This is a genomic window from uncultured Massilia sp. (genome assembly GCF_913773735.1).
Classification (GTDB): Bacteria; Pseudomonadota; Gammaproteobacteria; order Burkholderiales; family Burkholderiaceae_D; genus Telluria.
Genome location: NZ_CAJYEB010000023.1, coordinates 141,609 through 156,719, shown reverse-complemented (window position 1 = coordinate 156,719; position 15,111 = coordinate 141,609). Strand labels below are relative to the sequence as shown.

The 15,111-nt window shown below is 68.5% G+C and carries 14 protein-coding genes; 5 read left to right on the top strand and 9 right to left on the bottom strand.

Going from position 1 to position 15,111, the window contains the following annotated elements; all coding sequences use genetic code 11:
• Window positions 1-6 precede the first annotated feature (6 nt).
• Window positions 7-189 (top strand): DNA gyrase inhibitor YacG, encoded by a 183-nt coding sequence (yacG, locus tag QZ749_RS10460; protein ID WP_296946289.1) that lies wholly within the window; start codon window positions 7-9, stop codon window positions 187-189.
• 69 nt (window positions 190-258) lie between these two features.
• Here yacG and QZ749_RS10455 read toward each other — a convergent pair whose 3' ends face one another.
• From QZ749_RS10455 to argJ, 3 genes are read right to left on the bottom strand one after another with little or no spacing between them, the layout of a single operon-like run.
• Entirely contained in the window at window positions 259-675 is a 417-nt protein-coding gene (locus tag QZ749_RS10455; protein ID WP_296946285.1) for an NUDIX domain-containing protein, read from the bottom strand.
• Window positions 668-1,588 carry an ATP-binding protein gene (locus QZ749_RS10450; protein WP_296946282.1) on the bottom strand — a complete coding sequence of 307 codons (921 nt, stop codon included), beginning with the start codon at window positions 1,586-1,588 and terminating at the stop codon, window positions 668-670. Before QZ749_RS10450 ends, QZ749_RS10455 begins: the two co-directional genes overlap by 8 nt.
• 8 nt (window positions 1,589-1,596) lie before the next feature.
• Entirely contained in the window at window positions 1,597-2,835 is a 1,239-nt protein-coding gene (argJ, locus tag QZ749_RS10445) for a bifunctional glutamate N-acetyltransferase/amino-acid acetyltransferase ArgJ (protein ID WP_296946279.1), read from the bottom strand.
• Between the two features lie 173 nt (window positions 2,836-3,008).
• Between argJ and QZ749_RS10440 the strand changes: the two genes are divergently transcribed.
• From QZ749_RS10440 to QZ749_RS10430, 3 genes are all read left to right on the top strand, one after another.
• Window positions 3,009-4,649, top strand: coding sequence for a DUF945 family protein (locus tag QZ749_RS10440; RefSeq protein WP_296946276.1), 1,641 nt, complete (start codon window positions 3,009-3,011; stop codon window positions 4,647-4,649).
• Window positions 4,650-4,685: 36 nt separating this feature from the next.
• Window positions 4,686-5,744, top strand: a complete 1,059-nt coding sequence (locus tag QZ749_RS10435) for an AI-2E family transporter (protein WP_296946275.1) — start codon at window positions 4,686-4,688, stop codon at window positions 5,742-5,744.
• Between the two features lie 155 nt (window positions 5,745-5,899).
• Complete coding sequence (locus QZ749_RS10430; RefSeq protein ID WP_296946272.1) at window positions 5,900-6,904, top strand: MerR family transcriptional regulator; 1,005 nt, start codon at window positions 5,900-5,902, stop codon at window positions 6,902-6,904.
• Window positions 6,905-7,057: 153 nt separating this feature from the next.
• Here QZ749_RS10430 and secA read toward each other — a convergent pair whose 3' ends face one another.
• A complete protein-coding gene (gene secA, locus QZ749_RS10425) occupies window positions 7,058-9,841 on the bottom strand; it encodes a preprotein translocase subunit SecA (protein ID WP_296946270.1) in 2,784 nt (927 codons plus the stop codon).
• A gap of 237 nt (window positions 9,842-10,078) precedes the next feature.
• Here secA and QZ749_RS10420 point away from each other — a divergent pair, with 237 nt between their 5' ends.
• Window positions 10,079-10,585 (top strand): DciA family protein, encoded by a 507-nt coding sequence (locus tag QZ749_RS10420; RefSeq protein ID WP_296946267.1) that lies wholly within the window; start codon window positions 10,079-10,081, stop codon window positions 10,583-10,585.
• Between the two features lie 111 nt (window positions 10,586-10,696).
• On the opposite strand, the gene lpxC is transcribed toward QZ749_RS10420, so the two are convergent.
• From lpxC to ftsZ, 5 genes are all read right to left on the bottom strand, one after another.
• Entirely contained in the window at window positions 10,697-11,632 is a 936-nt protein-coding gene (gene lpxC / locus QZ749_RS10415; RefSeq protein ID WP_296946266.1) for a UDP-3-O-acyl-N-acetylglucosamine deacetylase, read from the bottom strand.
• Between the two features lie 71 nt (window positions 11,633-11,703).
• Window positions 11,704-12,546 (bottom strand): DMT family transporter, encoded by an 843-nt coding sequence (locus QZ749_RS10410; protein ID WP_296947138.1) that lies wholly within the window; start codon window positions 12,544-12,546, stop codon window positions 11,704-11,706.
• 41 nt (window positions 12,547-12,587) lie between these two features.
• Window positions 12,588-13,037, bottom strand: coding sequence for a GNAT family N-acetyltransferase (locus tag QZ749_RS10405; protein WP_296946263.1), 450 nt, complete (start codon window positions 13,035-13,037; stop codon window positions 12,588-12,590).
• A 75-nt stretch (window positions 13,038-13,112) separates the two neighbouring features.
• Complete coding sequence (locus tag QZ749_RS10400; RefSeq protein ID WP_296946260.1) at window positions 13,113-13,616, bottom strand: peroxiredoxin; 504 nt, start codon at window positions 13,614-13,616, stop codon at window positions 13,113-13,115.
• A 252-nt stretch (window positions 13,617-13,868) separates the two neighbouring features.
• Window positions 13,869-15,065 (bottom strand): cell division protein FtsZ, encoded by a 1,197-nt coding sequence (ftsZ, locus tag QZ749_RS10395; protein ID WP_296946258.1) that lies wholly within the window; start codon window positions 15,063-15,065, stop codon window positions 13,869-13,871.
• Window positions 15,066-15,111: the final 46 nt, after the last annotated feature.

Genomic DNA, 15,111 nt, shown 5'->3' with positions numbered 1-15,111 from the left:
CACATCATGACCGTCGTATCCTGCCCCACCTGCGGCAAGAAGGTCGAATGGACGGAGGCGAACGCCTTCCGCCCGTTCTGCTCCGAACGCTGCAAGAAAATCGACCTGGGCGCCTGGGCCGAAGAAAAGTACACCATCCCGGGCGGCACGCCGCAGGATGGGGACGACGACCAGCTGTCGAAGGAGTAGCCCGGCGTCGCCGTCGGCGACGCGAACGTCCGGTGGGCACCCCGTGCCCACCGCAACGTCGCGCTACGGTCAAACAGGTTGGTCGTAGCGCACCTGGTCCAGCCACCCCAGCAGGGGAATCGTGGCCGGCAGCAGCGGACTGACCGCATACGCCCCCTGCCACGCGAACGCCTGTCCCTCCAGGCCCTGCGGCTCGCCTTCCCATTCCCGGCTGATGTAGAAGTACAGGCGCACGTGCGCGTGCTCGTACACGTGCTCGACGCAGCACCAGGGCTCGGCGCTCAGCACCTTCACGCCCAGTTCCTCGACGAACTCGCGCTGCAGCGCGCGGAAGATCTCCTCGCCCGGCTCTACCTTGCCGCCCGGGAATTCCCAGTAGCCCGCATACGGCTTGCCGTCCGGGCGCTGGCCCAGCAGCACGTCGCCGTTCGGGCGCATCAGCACGCCGACGGCGACGTCGACCGGTTTCTTGGCCGCCTCAGGCATCGGGCCGCTCCCCTTCGGGTTGTTGCGCCGGTCCCTGCGCCGGCAGCTTGCCCGCGTAGTCTTTGGCGAACTGCCAGGCCACGCGGCCGGAGCGCGAGCCGCGGCCCAGCGCCCAGCGCAGCGCGTCGCCGCGCGCCGCCGCGACCTGCTGCGGCGTGCAGCCGAAGCTGGCCAGCCAGTGGCCGACGATGTCGAGGTAGTCGTCCTGCTTGAACGGGTAGAACGACAGCCACAGGCCGAAGCGCTCCGACAGCGAAATCCTTTCCTCCACCGTCTCGCCCGGGTGCAGGTCGCCGTCCTCGTCGTGCCGGTAGCCGGCATTGTCCGACATCTTTTCCGGCATCAGGTGGCGCCGGTTCGAGGTGGCGTAGATCAGCACGTTGTCCGACTGCGCCGCGATGCTGCCGTCCAGCGCCACCTTCAGCGCCTTGTAGCCGGCCTCGCCCTCCTCGAAGCTGAGGTCGTCGCAAAAGATCACGAAGCGCTCGGGCCGGCCGGCGACCAGGTCGACGATGTCCGGCAGGTCGGCCAGGTCGGCCTTGTCGACCTCGATCAGGCGCAGGCCCTGCGGCGCGAACTGGTTCAGGCAGGCCTTGATGAGGGACGACTTGCCGGTGCCGCGCGCGCCGGTCAGCAGCACGTTGTTGGCCGGACGGCGGTCGACGAACTGGCGCGTGTTCTGCTCGATCTGGCTTTTCTGCGGCCCGACGTGCTGCAGGTCGTCCAGGCGGATGGTCGACGCGTGCCCGACCGCCTGCAGGTACTTCGCGTGCGCGCTGCCCGCGCGGCGGCGCCAGCGGAACGCGTAGCCGTGCCTGAAGTCGGGTTCGCGCGGCGCGGCCGGGGGCAGCAGGGCCTCCACCCGCGCCAGCAGGGCTTCCGCCCGGTGCAGGAAGTTTTCCAGCTGGTTCATCGGCGCGCTCAGGAGCGGTAGTCGGCGTTGATCGAGACGTAGTCGTGCGACAGGTCGCAGGTCCAGACGGTGGCGTCGGCGTCGCCGCGGCCCAGCAGCACGCGCACCACGATCTCGGCCTGCTTCATCACGCGCTGGCCGTCCTCTTCCTTGTAGTCGGGATTGCGGCCGCCCGCCCTGGCGACCCAGACGTCGTCCAGGTACAGGTCGAGCTTCGTCGTGTCCAGGTCGTCGACGCCGGCGTAGCCGATCGCGGCCAGGATGCGGCCCAGGTTCGGGTCGGAGGCGAAGAAGGCGGTCTTGACCAGCGGCGAGTGGGCGATCGCGTAGGCGATCTTGCGGCACTCCTCGACGTCGCGGCCCTGCTCCACGGCGATGGTGATGAACTTGGTCGCGCCTTCGCCGTCGCGGATGATCTGCTGCGCCAGGTGGGTCGAGATGCCGGTGACGGCGTCGCGCAGCGCTTCGTAGTCCGCGCCCTCGGCCTTGTCGATCACGAGCGTGCCGGCGCCCGTGGCCATCAGCATGAAGGAATCGTTGGTCGACGTGTCGCCGTCGATGGTGATGCAGTTGAACGAGCGGTCGGCCGCGTACTTCACCAGGTCGTCCAGCACCGGCTGGGCGACCCTGGCGTCGAAGGCGACGTAGCCGAGCATGGTCGCCATGTTCGGCTTGATCATGCCGGCGCCCTTGCTGATGCCGGTCAGCGTGACCGCGTGGCCGCCGATGGTGGTGGTCAGCGAGGCCGCCTTCGGCTGGGTGTCGGTGGTCATGATGGCTTCGGCCGCGTTGAACCAGTTGTCCGCCTTCAGGTTCTGCACCGCCGCCGGCAGGCCGGCGACGATCTTCTGCAGCGGCAGCGGCTCCAGGATCACGCCGGTCGAGAACGGCAACACCTGCTGCGCGTCGATGCCCAGCAGGCGCGCCGCCTCGGCGCAGGTGGCGCGGGCGTTCTGCAGGCCCGGCTCGCCGGTGCCGGCGTTGGCGTTGCCGGTGTTGACCACCAGCGCGCGGATCGGCTTGCCGCCGGCGCGCACCGCCTCGAGGTTGGCCTTGCTGACCTGGACCGGCGCGGCGCAGAAACGGTTCTTGGTGAACACGCCGGCGACGGTCGCCCCTTCGGCGAGCTTCATCACCAGCACATCCTTGCGGTTCGGCTTCTTGATGCCGGCTTCGGCGTAACCGATGTCGATGCCGGCGACGGGTTTCAGGTCGGCGGCGACGGGCAGGGGGGAATTGACGGCCATGGCGTTCTCTAGAGGGAAAGATTGACGAATCCGTTATTGTACCGCCAGCCGCCCCCGGCTTGTCCGCGGATTGCCCGCGGCGTGCGCCGGCGGCCGCGGATGTGGATGACTTTTCGTCGCGCCTAGTTGATAATCAGAAACATATAAATAAAAACACAACACTGGGGCCATTCGTGAAAAAGATCCTGCTGCACACTTCCCTGGCGGCGAGCCTGCTGGCCGCCCTGTCCGCGTTCGCCGCACGCCAGGCGCCGCCGGCCGCGCCGCCGCCGGCAGGGTCACCCGCGGCAGCGGCGCCCGCGGCGCCCTCGCCGGGCATGCTGGCCATCCAGGCGCTGCTGCGCGAGCTGCAAAAGCCCGAGGACCGCAAGCTGCCGGCCACGGTGCGCATGGCGCGCCTGGCGGCGCAGGCGCCCTCGCCGACCGTGGCCGAACGGCTGCGCGCCGCGTTCGGCACCGACCGCCTGTACACGCTCGCGCGCCTGCCGGCGCCGCCCGGCCGCGTCGACTGGCGCATGACCATCCCGGCGCTGCGCTACGGCTCGGCCGACGGCAACGCCTACGAGTGGAACACGGGCACGCTGGACTTCCAGTTCAATCCGGCCGGCACCACGGCCGTCGCCACCGGCGGCTGGGGCCTGCTGGCGGCCGAGGATGCGCAGACCCGGATCGCGGCGCGCGGCCTGACGCTGGAGAGCCGCCAGAAACGCGGCGCCGACGGCCTGTGGTTCGGCACGATGTCGGCGCGCCTGGCCGGCATGGACATCCGGAACAAGGCCGACGGCACGCTGCTGGCACTGACCGGCCTGGCCGGCGGATTCAAGGCCATCGACAAGGGCCGCAGCGCCGACATCGGCTACGACACCCGCATCGCGCGCATCGAGGTGGCCGGCGAACGCGTCGACGACCTGCGCTTCGCCATGCGCATGGTCAACCTCGACAAGGCCAGCCTGGTCGAGCTGGGCGACGCCGGCATGCGCCGCGGCGACCCGCTGGCGCAGCGCACGCCGGCGCAGCAGGCCGAGGCCATGAAGCCGCTGCTGCGCAGCTTCGGCAGGGCGGCGCTGGCGCGCGGCACCGCGCTGGAGATCGACGAGATCAGCGCCGCCTACCGCGGCGCCAGGACCGTCATCCGGGGCCGCGTCGCCGTCGAGGACGGCAAGCCGGCCGACCTCGACGACCTGAAGGCGCTGGCCGGCAAGATCGTGGCGCGCTTCGAGATCCGCGTGCCGGTCGCGCTGGTGCGCGAGATCGCCGGCACCGTCGCCGCGAAGCAGGCCGCCCAGCAGGGCAAGGCCGACGACCCGCAGGCCCTCGCCCAGCTGCGCCAGAGCATGACCGACATCGTGATCGGCAAGCTGGTCGGCGGCGGCTTCGCGCGCCTGGACGACGACGTGCTGCTGTCCGTCGTCGAATGGCGCAACGGGAAGCTGACCGCCAACGGCAAGCCGGTGCCGCTGCCCGCGCCCGGCCAGCCCGGCCAGCCGGGCCAGCCGCCGGTGGCGATGGCGCCGCGCGGCCAGGAGATCCTGCAGGCGCGCCGCATCGACGGCAGCTGCGCGATGCCCGACTATCCCGAGGAAGTGGTGCGGCGCGACCTGCCGCTCGACGTCGTGTTCGGGTTCGTGGTGAAGGCGGACGGCAAGGTGGCGGCGCCCACCGTCGCCCGCGCCAGCGCCTTCCCGGACTACGACCGCGCCGCGCTGGCGGCGCTGGCGCAATGCGCCTACGTCCCGGCCCTGCGCGCCGGCAAGCCGTTCGACCTGGCCACCACGTGGCGCCTGGTGCGCGCCCCCGGCACGCCGCGGCCCTGACGGGATAAGATAGGGTTTGCCATACCGGAGCCATCGATGACCGACAACCAACGCGCCGTCCTGAGCGCCTGCTTTTCGCTGGCCCTGGTGCTGGCCGCCCTGTTCGTGACGCAGCGCTTCCTGCTGCCGCTGCTGTGGGCCGCGATCCTGTGCATCGCGACCTGGCCGCTGTACGGGCGCGTGCTGCGCGCGCTGGGCGGACGGCCCATCGCGGCCGCGGCACTGTCCACCGCGTTCATGGCGCTGGTGTTCGTCGCCCCGCTGGTCCTGGGCCTGGTGCAGGCCATGCACCAGGCGCCGGCGCTGGCCCGCTTCATCGCCGGCGCCAACACCGACGGCCTGCCGCCGCCGGGCTGGGTGGCGCACATCCCGTTCGCCGGCGCGGCGGTCCAGGAGTGGTGGCTGGCCACGCTCGGCCAGCCGCACGGGCTGGCGCACCTGCTGCACGACGGCCAGGTGGCGCACCTGCAGTCGGCCAGCGAGGTGCTCAAGCGCGCCGGCAGCGGCCTGCTGCACCGCCTGATCGACCTCGCCTTCGCCCTCCTCTGCCTGTTCTTCTTCTACAAGGACGGCGCGGCGCTGCAGCGCCAGGTGAACGCCATCGGCGCGCACCTGATCGGCGCGCAGCGCTGGACGCTGTACGCGCTCAAGGTGCCGGTGGCCGTGCGCGCCACCGTCAACGGCCTGGTGCTGGTGGGCCTGGCCGAGGGCGTCCTGCTGGGCGTCGGCTACCAGCTCGCCGGGGTGCCGTCGGCCGTGCTGTGGGCGGCGGCCACCGGCGTGCTGGCCATCATCCCGTTCGGCGCCCCGCTGGCCTTCGGCGCCGTCGCCCTCCTGCTGCTGGCGCGCGGCGCCACCGTCGCCGCCCTCGCCGTCGCGGCGTGGGGCGCGGCGATTTTGTTCGTGGCCGACCACTTCGTGCGCCCCTCGATGATCGGCAACGCCACCAAGCTGCCCTTCCTGGCGGTGCTGGTCGGGATCCTCGGCGGCGTCGAGACGCTGGGACTGGTCGGCCTGTTCGTCGGCCCGGTCGTGATGACGCTGTTCGTCACGCTGTGGCACGAGGAACGCCGCCTGCGCCATCCGCCGCCCTGAACCGCCGCAACGCCGCCGACGCCCGGCAAACCGCCTGCCCATGCGCTGCCCACGCGTGACGCATGCAGACACGCACCCGCCATCGAATTCGTACTTGACCCTCACGCAGCGTCAGGCCCGAAGCTGGCGTCACGCTGAAGACCAGGAGCCGCTCCATGCTGAAAATAGGTGAACTCGCCGCCGCCGCCGGCCTCACGGTACGCGCGCTGCACCACTACGACAGCATCGGGCTGCTCCGTCCTTCGGCGCGTTCCGACGCCGGCTACCAGCTCTACGACCGCGACGACGTGGCCCGCCTGCACCGCATCCAGGCCCTGCGTTCGTTCGGCCTGGGCCTGGCCGACATCGGTCTTTGCCTGGACAGCCCGGATGCCGCGCCGCTGGCGCTGGTCGAGCGCCAGCTGGCGGCGCTGGAGCGCAGGATGGCGGAGGCGGCGCGCATGCGCGACGGCCTGCTGCGCCTGCGCGCGACCCTCGAACGCGGCGAGCAGCCGGACCTGTCCTCCTGGCTGACCACATTGCAGGAGATGAGCGTGTACGAACAATACTTTAGCAAGGAAGAACTGGAACAGTTGCCGCTGTACCGCGACGAGGCGACGAAGGCGCACTGGCGCGCGCTGGTCGAGGAGGCCGGGCGCCTGGCCGGCGCCGGCACCGCCCCGGACGCGCCGGCCGCCGCCGGCTTCGCGCGGCGCTGGCTCGACGCCTTCGAACAGGGCAGCGGCAACCGCGGCTTCGCGGCCCGCATCAACGCCATGGCGGCGCGCGAGCCGCAGGCGATGGAGGCGCAGTTCGGCATGTCGCCGGCACTGATGGGCTTCGTCATGGCCGCGATCGGCGAGCTGAAATACGCGACATGGGCCGGCTACCTGGCACCCGACGTCGTCGCGCGCATGCGCCGCCACCATGCCACGCGCGGCCACGAGTGGACCGGGCTGTTCGAGCGGGTGCGCGCGGCGATGCAGGCCGATCCCGGCGCCTGCGGCCAGCCGGCGCGCGCGCTGGCGCGCGAGTGGCTGGACCTGTTCCACGACATGGTCGGCGACGATCCGCAGGTGGTGCAGGCGTTCCGCCATGCCAGCGCGACGGAACCGCTGCTGCGCATGGGGACCGGGATCGGCGAGGCGATGCTGGCGTGGCTGCGCAAGGCGATGCCGTAGGGTGGACGGGTCCCCCGTCCACGCGTCCAGCCAGCGCGTGCCGGACACGCAGGTGGCAAAGCAGCGCATGCCGGACGCGTGGACGGCAAAGCCGTCCACCCTACAATGAAAAAGGGACCCCGCGGGGTCCCTTCTTCATGATGCCAGGCCGGTTCAGGCCAGCTTGCCGTGGCAAGCCTTGAACTTCTTGCCGCTGCCGCAAGGGCAAGGATCGTTGCGGCCGACCTTCATGCCCATGTAGGTGGTGGCCGGGTCTTCCGACACCGCGGTGGCGTTCGGGGTGACGGCCGTCGGCGCCAGCAGTTCTTCCGGCGCGGCCGACGGGTTGAAGTCGGCGTGCTGGTAGTTGACGTTTTCCAGGTGCGCGGCGGCGGCCTGCATCGCGGCTTCGGCCGCCTCGACTTCCTCGCGGGTCTGGATGCGCACGGTCATGATGGTGCGGATCACTTCGTTCTTGATCATGTCCAGCATGTTCGAGAACAGTTCGAAGGCTTCGCGCTTGTATTCCTGCTTCGGGTTCTTCTGGGCGTAGCCGCGCAGGTGGATGCCCTGGCGCAGGTGGTCCAGCGAGGCCAGGTGCTCGCGCCAGTGCGTGTCGATGTTCTGCAGCATGACGTTGCGCTCGAAGCCGGCGAAGGCGTCCTTGCCGACGATGCCGACCTTGGCCTCGTACGATTCCTCGGCGGCGGCCAGCACGCGCTCCAGGATGTCGTCGTCGTTCAGGCTGCCGTCTTCCTCGACGAGCTTCGCCAGCGGCACCGGCAGCATCCATTCGTTCGCCAGCACGTTGTCCAGCGCCGCGATGTCCCACTGTTCCTCGACCGACTCGGCCGGCACGTAGGTGCGCACCAGGTCGGTGAACACGCCGGTGCGCAACGAGGCGATCAGCTCGGACATGTCGGCCGCTTCCAGCAGTTCGTTACGCTGGGTGTAAATTACCTTGCGCTGGTCGTTGGCGACGTCGTCGTACTCGAGCAGCTGCTTGCGGATGTCGAAGTTGCGGGCCTCGACCTTGCGCTGCGCCGACTCGATCGAACGGGTCACGATGCCCGCCTCGATCGGCTCGCCTTCCGGCATCTTGAGGCGGTCCATGATCGCGCGCACGCGGTCGCCGGCGAAGATGCGCAGCAAGGGGTCGTCGAGCGACAGGTAGAAGCGCGAGGAACCCGGGTCGCCCTGGCGGCCGGAACGGCCGCGCAGCTGGTTGTCGACGCGGCGCGACTCGTGGCGTTCGGTGCCGATGATGTGCAGGCCGCCCTGCGCCACGACGTGGTCGTGCAGCGACTGCCACTCCGACCGCAGCGTCGCGGCCTGCGCGGCCTTCTGCGCGTCGGACAGGTTGGCGTCGGCCTCGATGAACTGGATCTGCTTCTCGACGTTGCCGCCCAGGACGATGTCGGTGCCGCGGCCCGCCATGTTGGTGGCGATGGTGATCGCCTTCGGACGGCCGGCCTGCGCGATGATTTCCGCTTCGCGGGCGTGCTGCTTCGCGTTCAGCACGTTGTGCGGCAGGTTCGCCTTCGAGAGGACGCCCGACAGCAGCTCCGAGTTCTCGATCGAGGTGGTGCCGACCAGCACCGGCTGGCCGCGCTCGTAGCAGTCGCGGATGTCGTTGACCATCGCGCCGTATTTTTCCTCGGCCGACTTGTACACCTGGTCCTGGCGGTCCTTGCGCTGCGACGGGCGGTTGGGCGGGATGACCACGGTCTCGAGGCCGTAGATCTCCTGGAATTCGTAGGCTTCGGTGTCCGCCGTGCCGGTCATGCCCGACAGCTTGGCGTACATGCGGAAGTAGTTCTGGAAGGTGATCGAGGCCAGCGTCTGGTTCTCGTTCTGGATGCGCACGCCTTCCTTGGCCTCGACGGCCTGGTGCAGGCCGTCCGACCAGCGGCGGCCCGTCATCAGGCGGCCGGTGAATTCGTCGACGATCACCACTTCGTTGTTCTGCACCACGTAGTGCTGGTCCTTGTGGTACAGGACGTGCGCCCGCAGCGCCGCGTACAGGTGGTGGATCAGCGTGATGTTGGCCGAGTCGTACAGCGAGGCGCCTTCCGGCAGCAGGCCCATCTTCGTCAGGATCGCTTCGGCCTTCTCGTGGCCGGCCTCGGTCAGCAGCACGGTGTGCGCCTTCTCGTCCTTGGTGTAGTCGCCCGGGACTTCGATCTTGCCCTTGCCGTCCGGCGTCTCTTCGCCGATCTGCAGCGTCAGCATCGGCGGCACTTCGTTGATCTTGTGATACAGGTCGGTATGGTTCTCGGCCTGGCCGGAAATGATCAGCGGGGTGCGCGCCTCGTCGATCAGGATCGAGTCCACCTCGTCGACCACGGCGAAGTTCAGGGTACGCTGCACGCGCTCGCGCACGTCGTATACCATGTTGTCGCGCAGGTAGTCGAAGCCGTATTCGTTGTTCGTGCCGTAGGTGATGTCGGAACCGTAGGCCTGCTGCTTGGTGTCGTGGTCCATCTGCGACAGGTTGACGCCGGTGGACAGGCCCAGCCAGCCGTACAGGCGGCCCATCTGCTCGGCGTCGCGCTGCGCCAGGTAGTCGTTGACGGTCACCACGTGCACGCCCTTGCCGGACAGTGCGTTCAGGTAGACCGGCAGCGTCGCCATCAGCGTCTTGCCCTCGCCCGTGCCCATCTCGGCGATCTTGCCGTAGTGCAAGACCATGCCGCCGATCAGCTGCACGTCGAAGTGACGCATCTTCATCACGCGCTTGGCGGCTTCGCGGCAGACGGCGAACGCTTCGACCAGGATGTCGTCCAGGCTGGCACCGCCTTGCAGGCGCTGCTTGAATTCCGGCGTCTTCGCCTGCAGTTCGGCATCGGACAGCTTTTCCATCTGCGGCTCGAGCGCATTGATGGCGCGCACGTTCTTTTGGTATTGCTTGATCAGCCGCTGGTTACGGCTGCCGAAAATCTTGGTCAGAAATGACATGCTGTGTTCTTCAAAAATACGCCGCGAAAAGAGCCAGGGATGATATCAAACCGATACCTATCGAAGACCGAGTTTGGCAAAAAGCCACCGATTTTATCATGCGATCCGGCCACACTTGGGGTTCACGCCACGGTTCACAAGTGCACGAGGTCAAAAAACGTTATCAAATTGCATTCGACCGCATATTTTCCGCACATTTCTTTTCGGGGTGGCGCACGGCTATGGTATGTTCGGGCCATGCAGTCCTCTCCCCCACCACGGCCCTTCCATATCTACGGCACGCGCGACCGCAAGACGGCGTTCGGGGCCACCGACTTCCTGCGCTCCAGCGACCGGCTGGCCGCCCTGCTGCCCAATGCCATGCGCATGGGCAACCTGCAACGCGATTGCCGGCTGATCCTGCCGCCGATGTACACGGCCTGCGAGGTCGTGTCGCTGCAGGAAAGCGTCCTGAGCCTGGCCGTCCCCTCCTCCGCCGTGGCCGCCAAGCTCAAGCAGCAGGTACCCAAGCTGCAGGCCGCGCTGCAAAAGAAGGGCTGGCAGGTCGAGGCCATCCGCATCAAGATCCGCATGGGCAGCAGCGTCCCGGTGCGCGAACAGGCGCAACCCTCGTCGCTGCGCCTGCCGGCGACGGCGGTGGATGCGTTCGAGGAACTGGGGGAAACGCTGGAAGAGACGGCGCAGAACGCGCCCCTGATCGCGGCGATCAGGCGCCTGGCGGAAAAGCGCAAGAAGCAGGGGTGATGCCTGCGCGCGGGGTTGCGCGGTATCGAATGCCGGCGACATGGAACGGCGTCGCGCCGGCAACATCGGCGCCCGCCTGCGCGGACGGTACGTTGGCGGCGGCGCCGACGCTCAGGTCAGCGCCCACTCCCTTTCCATCTGCTCGCCGTACGACACCGGCGCCCGCTCCAGCTGGTCGAAGGTGACGATCTCGTAGGCTTCGGGATGGGCCAGCAGCTCGCGCAGCAGCAGGTTGTTCAGGCCGTGGCCCGACTTGTGCGCCTCGTAGCTGGCCAGCAGCGGCGCGCCGACCAGGTACAGGTCGCCGATCGCATCGAGGATCTTGTGGCGCACGAATTCGTCGTCGTAGCGCAGGCCGTCCGCGTTCAGGATGCGGTATTCGTCCATCACGATGGCGTTTTCCAGCGAGCCGCCGCGCGCCAGGCCCATGCCGCGCAGGCTCTCGACGTCCTGCATGAAGCCGAAGGTGCGCGCGCGCGCCACGTCGTGGACGTAGGACACCTTGCCGAAATCGACCACCGCGCGCTGCATGGTGCCGTCGACGGCCGGGTGGTTGAATTCGATGAAGAAGTCGAGGCGGAAGCCGTCGTAGGGGGTCAGGCGCGCCCACTTCTCGTTGGCGCCGCTGCCCTGGCGCACCTCGACCGGCGCGAGCACGCGGATGAACTTCTTGGCCGCGGCCTGCTCCTGCACGCCGGCCTGCTGCAGCAGGAACACGAAGGACGATGCCGAGCCGTCCATGATGGGGATTTCCTCGGCGGTGACGTCGACGTACAGGTTGTCGATGCCCAGGCCCGCGCAGGCCGACATCAGGTGCTCGACAGTGGAGACGCGCGCGTTGTCCCGGGTGAGCACCGACGCCATGCGGGTATCGCCCACGATGTCGGCGTTCGACGGGAATTCGACCACGGGATCGAGGTCGACGCGGCGGAACACGATGCCCGTGTCGACGGCGGCGGGACGCAGGGTCAGTTCGACCTTGGTCCCGGAGTGCAGGCCGACACCCGTCGTGCGCACCAGCTGTTTGATCGTTCTTTGTTTGAGCATTGGCCGATTATATCGTAGGGCTTTCGGCCTTGCCGGCGGCCCGCCGTTTCATCGGCCGAAACGCCACGTTTTCACGGATGTTCGGCCTCGGCGTGCACGGTTTCGTGGCGTATCAGGTACAGGCCGCTGCCGATGATGATGGCGGCGCCGACCAGGGTATATTCATCGGGCAATGTTTTCCACAATAGCCAGTCGATCGCGACGGCCCAGGCCAGCGCCGTGTACTCGAATGGCGCCACCACCGACGCCTCGCCGTGGTTGAACGCCTCGGTGATCGCCAGTTGCGCGAAGAAGCCGCTGACGGCCAGCGCCGCCAGCAGGGGCAGGTGCTGGGCCTGCACGGCGACCCAGCCGGGCGCCGCCAGCGCGCCGGCGCCGAGCGACATCAGGAGCATCAGCCAGAACACCATGTGCTCGCTGCGGTCGGTGCGCGCCAGGACGCGGCCGCTGACCGCCGACACCGCGTAGCCCACGGCCGCCATCAGCACCGCCAGGCCGGCCAGGCTCATGACGCCCTCCCCGGTCGGACGCAGCACCACCAGCACGCCGCCCATGCCGACCGCGATCGCGGTCCAGCGGCGCGCGTCGACGCGTTCCTTGAGCACGAACACCGACAGCGCCGTGATCAGGATCGGGCCGATGAAGAAGATCGAATACGCCTCGGCCAGCGACAGCGTGCGCACGCCGTAGGCAAACAGTGCCAGCATGGCGATGCCGATGACGGCGCGCAGCAGGTGCAGCGACCAGCGCACGGCGAAGAGCGCGCGGTACGCGCCGCGCCAGGCCAGGTAGGCGCACACCAGCGGCAGCGAGGACAGCGAGCGCAGCGCCGCCACCTGCATCGCCGGATAGTGCTGGGACAGCAGCTTCATGCACGTGTCCATCATCGAGAAGAACACGACCGCGGCCAGCATCGCATAGATGCTGCGCAGGTTGCCGCTGATGCCCGCCGTCTTCACAGCCGCATCTCCATGAAGAGCGACAGCGGGTCCGGGCGGTAGTCGCCGAACGGCGCGATGCGCACGAAGCCGAAGCGCTCGTACAGGGCGATGGCCTCGGGCTGGTGGATGCCGGTTTCCAGGCGCAGCACCTGCAGGCCGGCCATCCGCGCGAACATGGCGATGTGCTCGAGCAGCTGGCGCCCCGTGCCGCGGCCGCGCAGGGTCTCGTCGACGAACATGCGTTTCAGTTCGCCGTAGCCGGCGCGGTTGACCAGCGCGGCGCAGCCGACCGCCGCGCCGTCGACGCCACGCGCGACCAGGAACAGCACGTCGTCCCGCATCAGGGCATCGACGTCCAGCAGGTGGTTGCTCTCGGCCGGGTACAGGGCCGCGCAGTAGGCGTCCAGGCGCGCGAGCATGGACAGGACGTCGGGCTGGTTCGGGGTTTCGGCATTGATGATCATGGTCGGGGCTGGCTGCGGTGGCGACGAAAAACGGCGCGGCAGGCGCGCCGCGCCGTCGGGTGGACGGCGTCCGGTTTAACCGAGTTGCTCGAGCAGCTTCTCGGCCGACGAGACGTCGAAGCCAGCCGTCTCGACGTTCAGCTGCTTGACCACGCCGTCCTGCACCAGCATCGAATAGCGCTTGGAGCGCACGCCCATGCCCTTGGCGACCAGGTCGAATTCCAGGCCGAGGGCCTTGGTGAAGGTGGCGCTGCCGTCGGCCATCATGCGCACGATGCCGGTGGCTTTCTGGTCGCGGCCCCAGGCGCCCATCACGAAGGCGTCGTTGACGGACACGCACCAGATCTCGTCGACACCCTTGGCCTTGAACGCGTCGGCCAGGCGGATGTAGCCCGGCAGGTGCTGGTTCGAGCAGGTCGGCGTGAACGCGCCCGGCAGGCCGAGGATGGCGATGGTCTTGCCGCGCACGAGGTCCGCGACCTGGAAGGTGTTCGGGCCGAGCGCGCAGCCCTCGGTCTCGGTCTCGATGAATTCGGCCAGGGTGCCGTCTGGCAGGTGGTCGCCGATCTGGATGGTCATGGAAATCCTCAATCTCGTTATCAGAACCCGCAAGTATGCCTGATCCCCAACAAACCGGGGTCAGAGCCGGGGTCAGAGCCCGGTTTTTGGCAATTGCACCGAGTTAGTTTCCAAAATTCGGGCTCTGACCCGGGCTCTGACCCCGGTTTGAGGTGGGATAAACGAAAGGCCAGGACCGCCTGGGCGGTGCTGGCCTCGCATCATGGAGTGCCGGTGGTCAGCCGGCTGGTTTTTTCTTGGTTGGCTGGGAGCTCAGTCGGCCTGCTTGCGCAGGAAGGCCGGGATGTCGTAGGTTTCGACGCCGTTGTTCTGCATCGCGCGCACCTGCTCGGATGCCTGTTCGCGGCGCCATACGGCCGGCTGCTTCAGGCCCTCGGCGGTGCCCGGGATCGCGCCCATGCCCATGCCGGCGGTCGGCACGGTCGAGGCGCCCATCACCGGCGTGTTGTAGGTGCCGGTGCGCAGCACCTGCTGCGGCTGGACCAGGGAGATGGCGGCCTTGTTGCGGCCCAGGCCCGTCGCCACCACGGTCACGCGCAGTTCGTCGCCCATCGCGTCGTCGTAGGCGATGCCCTGGGCGATCGCCGCGTCCTCGGCGGCGAAGGCGCGCACGGCGGCCATGACTTCCTTGATTTCCTTGCCCTTCAGGCCGCGCGAGGCGGTCACGTTCACCAGCACGCCGCGAGCGCCCGACAGGTCGATGCCGTCCAGCAGCGGCGAAGCGACGGCCTGCTCGGCGGCGATGCGTGCGCGGTCCACGCCGGCGGCGGTGGCGGTGCCCATCATGGCCTTGCCCTGCTCGCTCATGATGGTCTTGACGTCGTTGAAGTCGACGTTGATGTGGCCCGGGACGTTGATGATCTCGGCAATACCGGCGACGGCGTTGTTCAGCACGTCGTCCGCATGCTTCATCCACTCCAGCATCGAGTCGTCCTCGTAGATCTCTTCCAGCTTCTCGTTCAGGATCACGATCAGCGAGTCGACGTGCTTGCTCAGCTCTTCCAGGCCCAGCTCGGCCACGTCCATGCACTTGCGGCCTTCGTAGGAGAACGGCTTGGACACGACGGCGACCGTGAGCGCGCCCATGGTCTTGGCCACTTCGGCCACGATCGGGGCGGCGCCGGTGCCGGTGCCGCCGCCCATGCCGGCCGCGATGAAGACCATGTGCGCGCCGCGCAGCGCATCCTCGATGCGCGAGCGCGATTGCTCGGCCAGCTGGCGGCCGACGTCCGGGCGCATGCCTGCGCCCAGGCCGGAATCGCCGATCTGGATGATGTTGTGGGCGCTGGACGCAGCCAGCGCCTGGGAGTCGGTGTTCGCGGCGATGAACTCGACGCCCGACATGCCCTTGTTGATCATATGCTGGACCGCATTGCCACCCGCGCCGCCAACGCCGACGACCTTGATGACCGTGCCCAGTGCTGCGTTATCGACCATATCGAACTCCATGATGAACTCCTAATTCAGAGACCGTTTCCAAGCCCCAGCGCTCACG

What these genes read in the sequence shown, in the direction of transcription:
- yacG (WP_296946289.1), top strand. Translation starts at nt 7, where the DNA reads ATGACCGTCGTATCCTGCCCCACCTGCGGCAAGAAGGTCGAATGGACG.
- QZ749_RS10455 (WP_296946285.1), bottom strand. Translation starts at nt 675, where the DNA reads ATGCCTGAGGCGGCCAAGAAACCGGTCGACGTCGCCGTCGGCGTGCTG.
- QZ749_RS10450 (WP_296946282.1), bottom strand. Translation starts at nt 1,588, where the DNA reads ATGAACCAGCTGGAAAACTTCCTGCACCGGGCGGAAGCCCTGCTGGCG.
- argJ (WP_296946279.1), bottom strand. Translation starts at nt 2,835, where the DNA reads ATGGCCGTCAATTCCCCCCTGCCCGTCGCCGCCGACCTGAAACCCGTC.
- QZ749_RS10435 (WP_296946275.1), top strand. Translation starts at nt 4,686, where the DNA reads ATGACCGACAACCAACGCGCCGTCCTGAGCGCCTGCTTTTCGCTGGCC.
- QZ749_RS10430 (WP_296946272.1), top strand. Translation starts at nt 5,900, where the DNA reads ATGCTGAAAATAGGTGAACTCGCCGCCGCCGCCGGCCTCACGGTACGC.
- secA (WP_296946270.1), bottom strand. Translation starts at nt 9,841, where the DNA reads ATGTCATTTCTGACCAAGATTTTCGGCAGCCGTAACCAGCGGCTGATC.
- QZ749_RS10420 (WP_296946267.1), top strand. Translation starts at nt 10,079, where the DNA reads ATGCAGTCCTCTCCCCCACCACGGCCCTTCCATATCTACGGCACGCGC.
- lpxC (WP_296946266.1), bottom strand. Translation starts at nt 11,632, where the DNA reads ATGCTCAAACAAAGAACGATCAAACAGCTGGTGCGCACGACGGGTGTC.
- QZ749_RS10410 (WP_296947138.1), bottom strand. Translation starts at nt 12,546, where the DNA reads ATGCTGGCCGCGGTCGTGTTCTTCTCGATGATGGACACGTGCATGAAG.
- QZ749_RS10405 (WP_296946263.1), bottom strand. Translation starts at nt 13,037, where the DNA reads ATGATCATCAATGCCGAAACCCCGAACCAGCCCGACGTCCTGTCCATG.
- QZ749_RS10400 (WP_296946260.1), bottom strand. Translation starts at nt 13,616, where the DNA reads ATGACCATCCAGATCGGCGACCACCTGCCAGACGGCACCCTGGCCGAA.
- ftsZ (WP_296946258.1), bottom strand. Translation starts at nt 15,065, where the DNA reads ATGGAGTTCGATATGGTCGATAACGCAGCACTGGGCACGGTCATCAAG.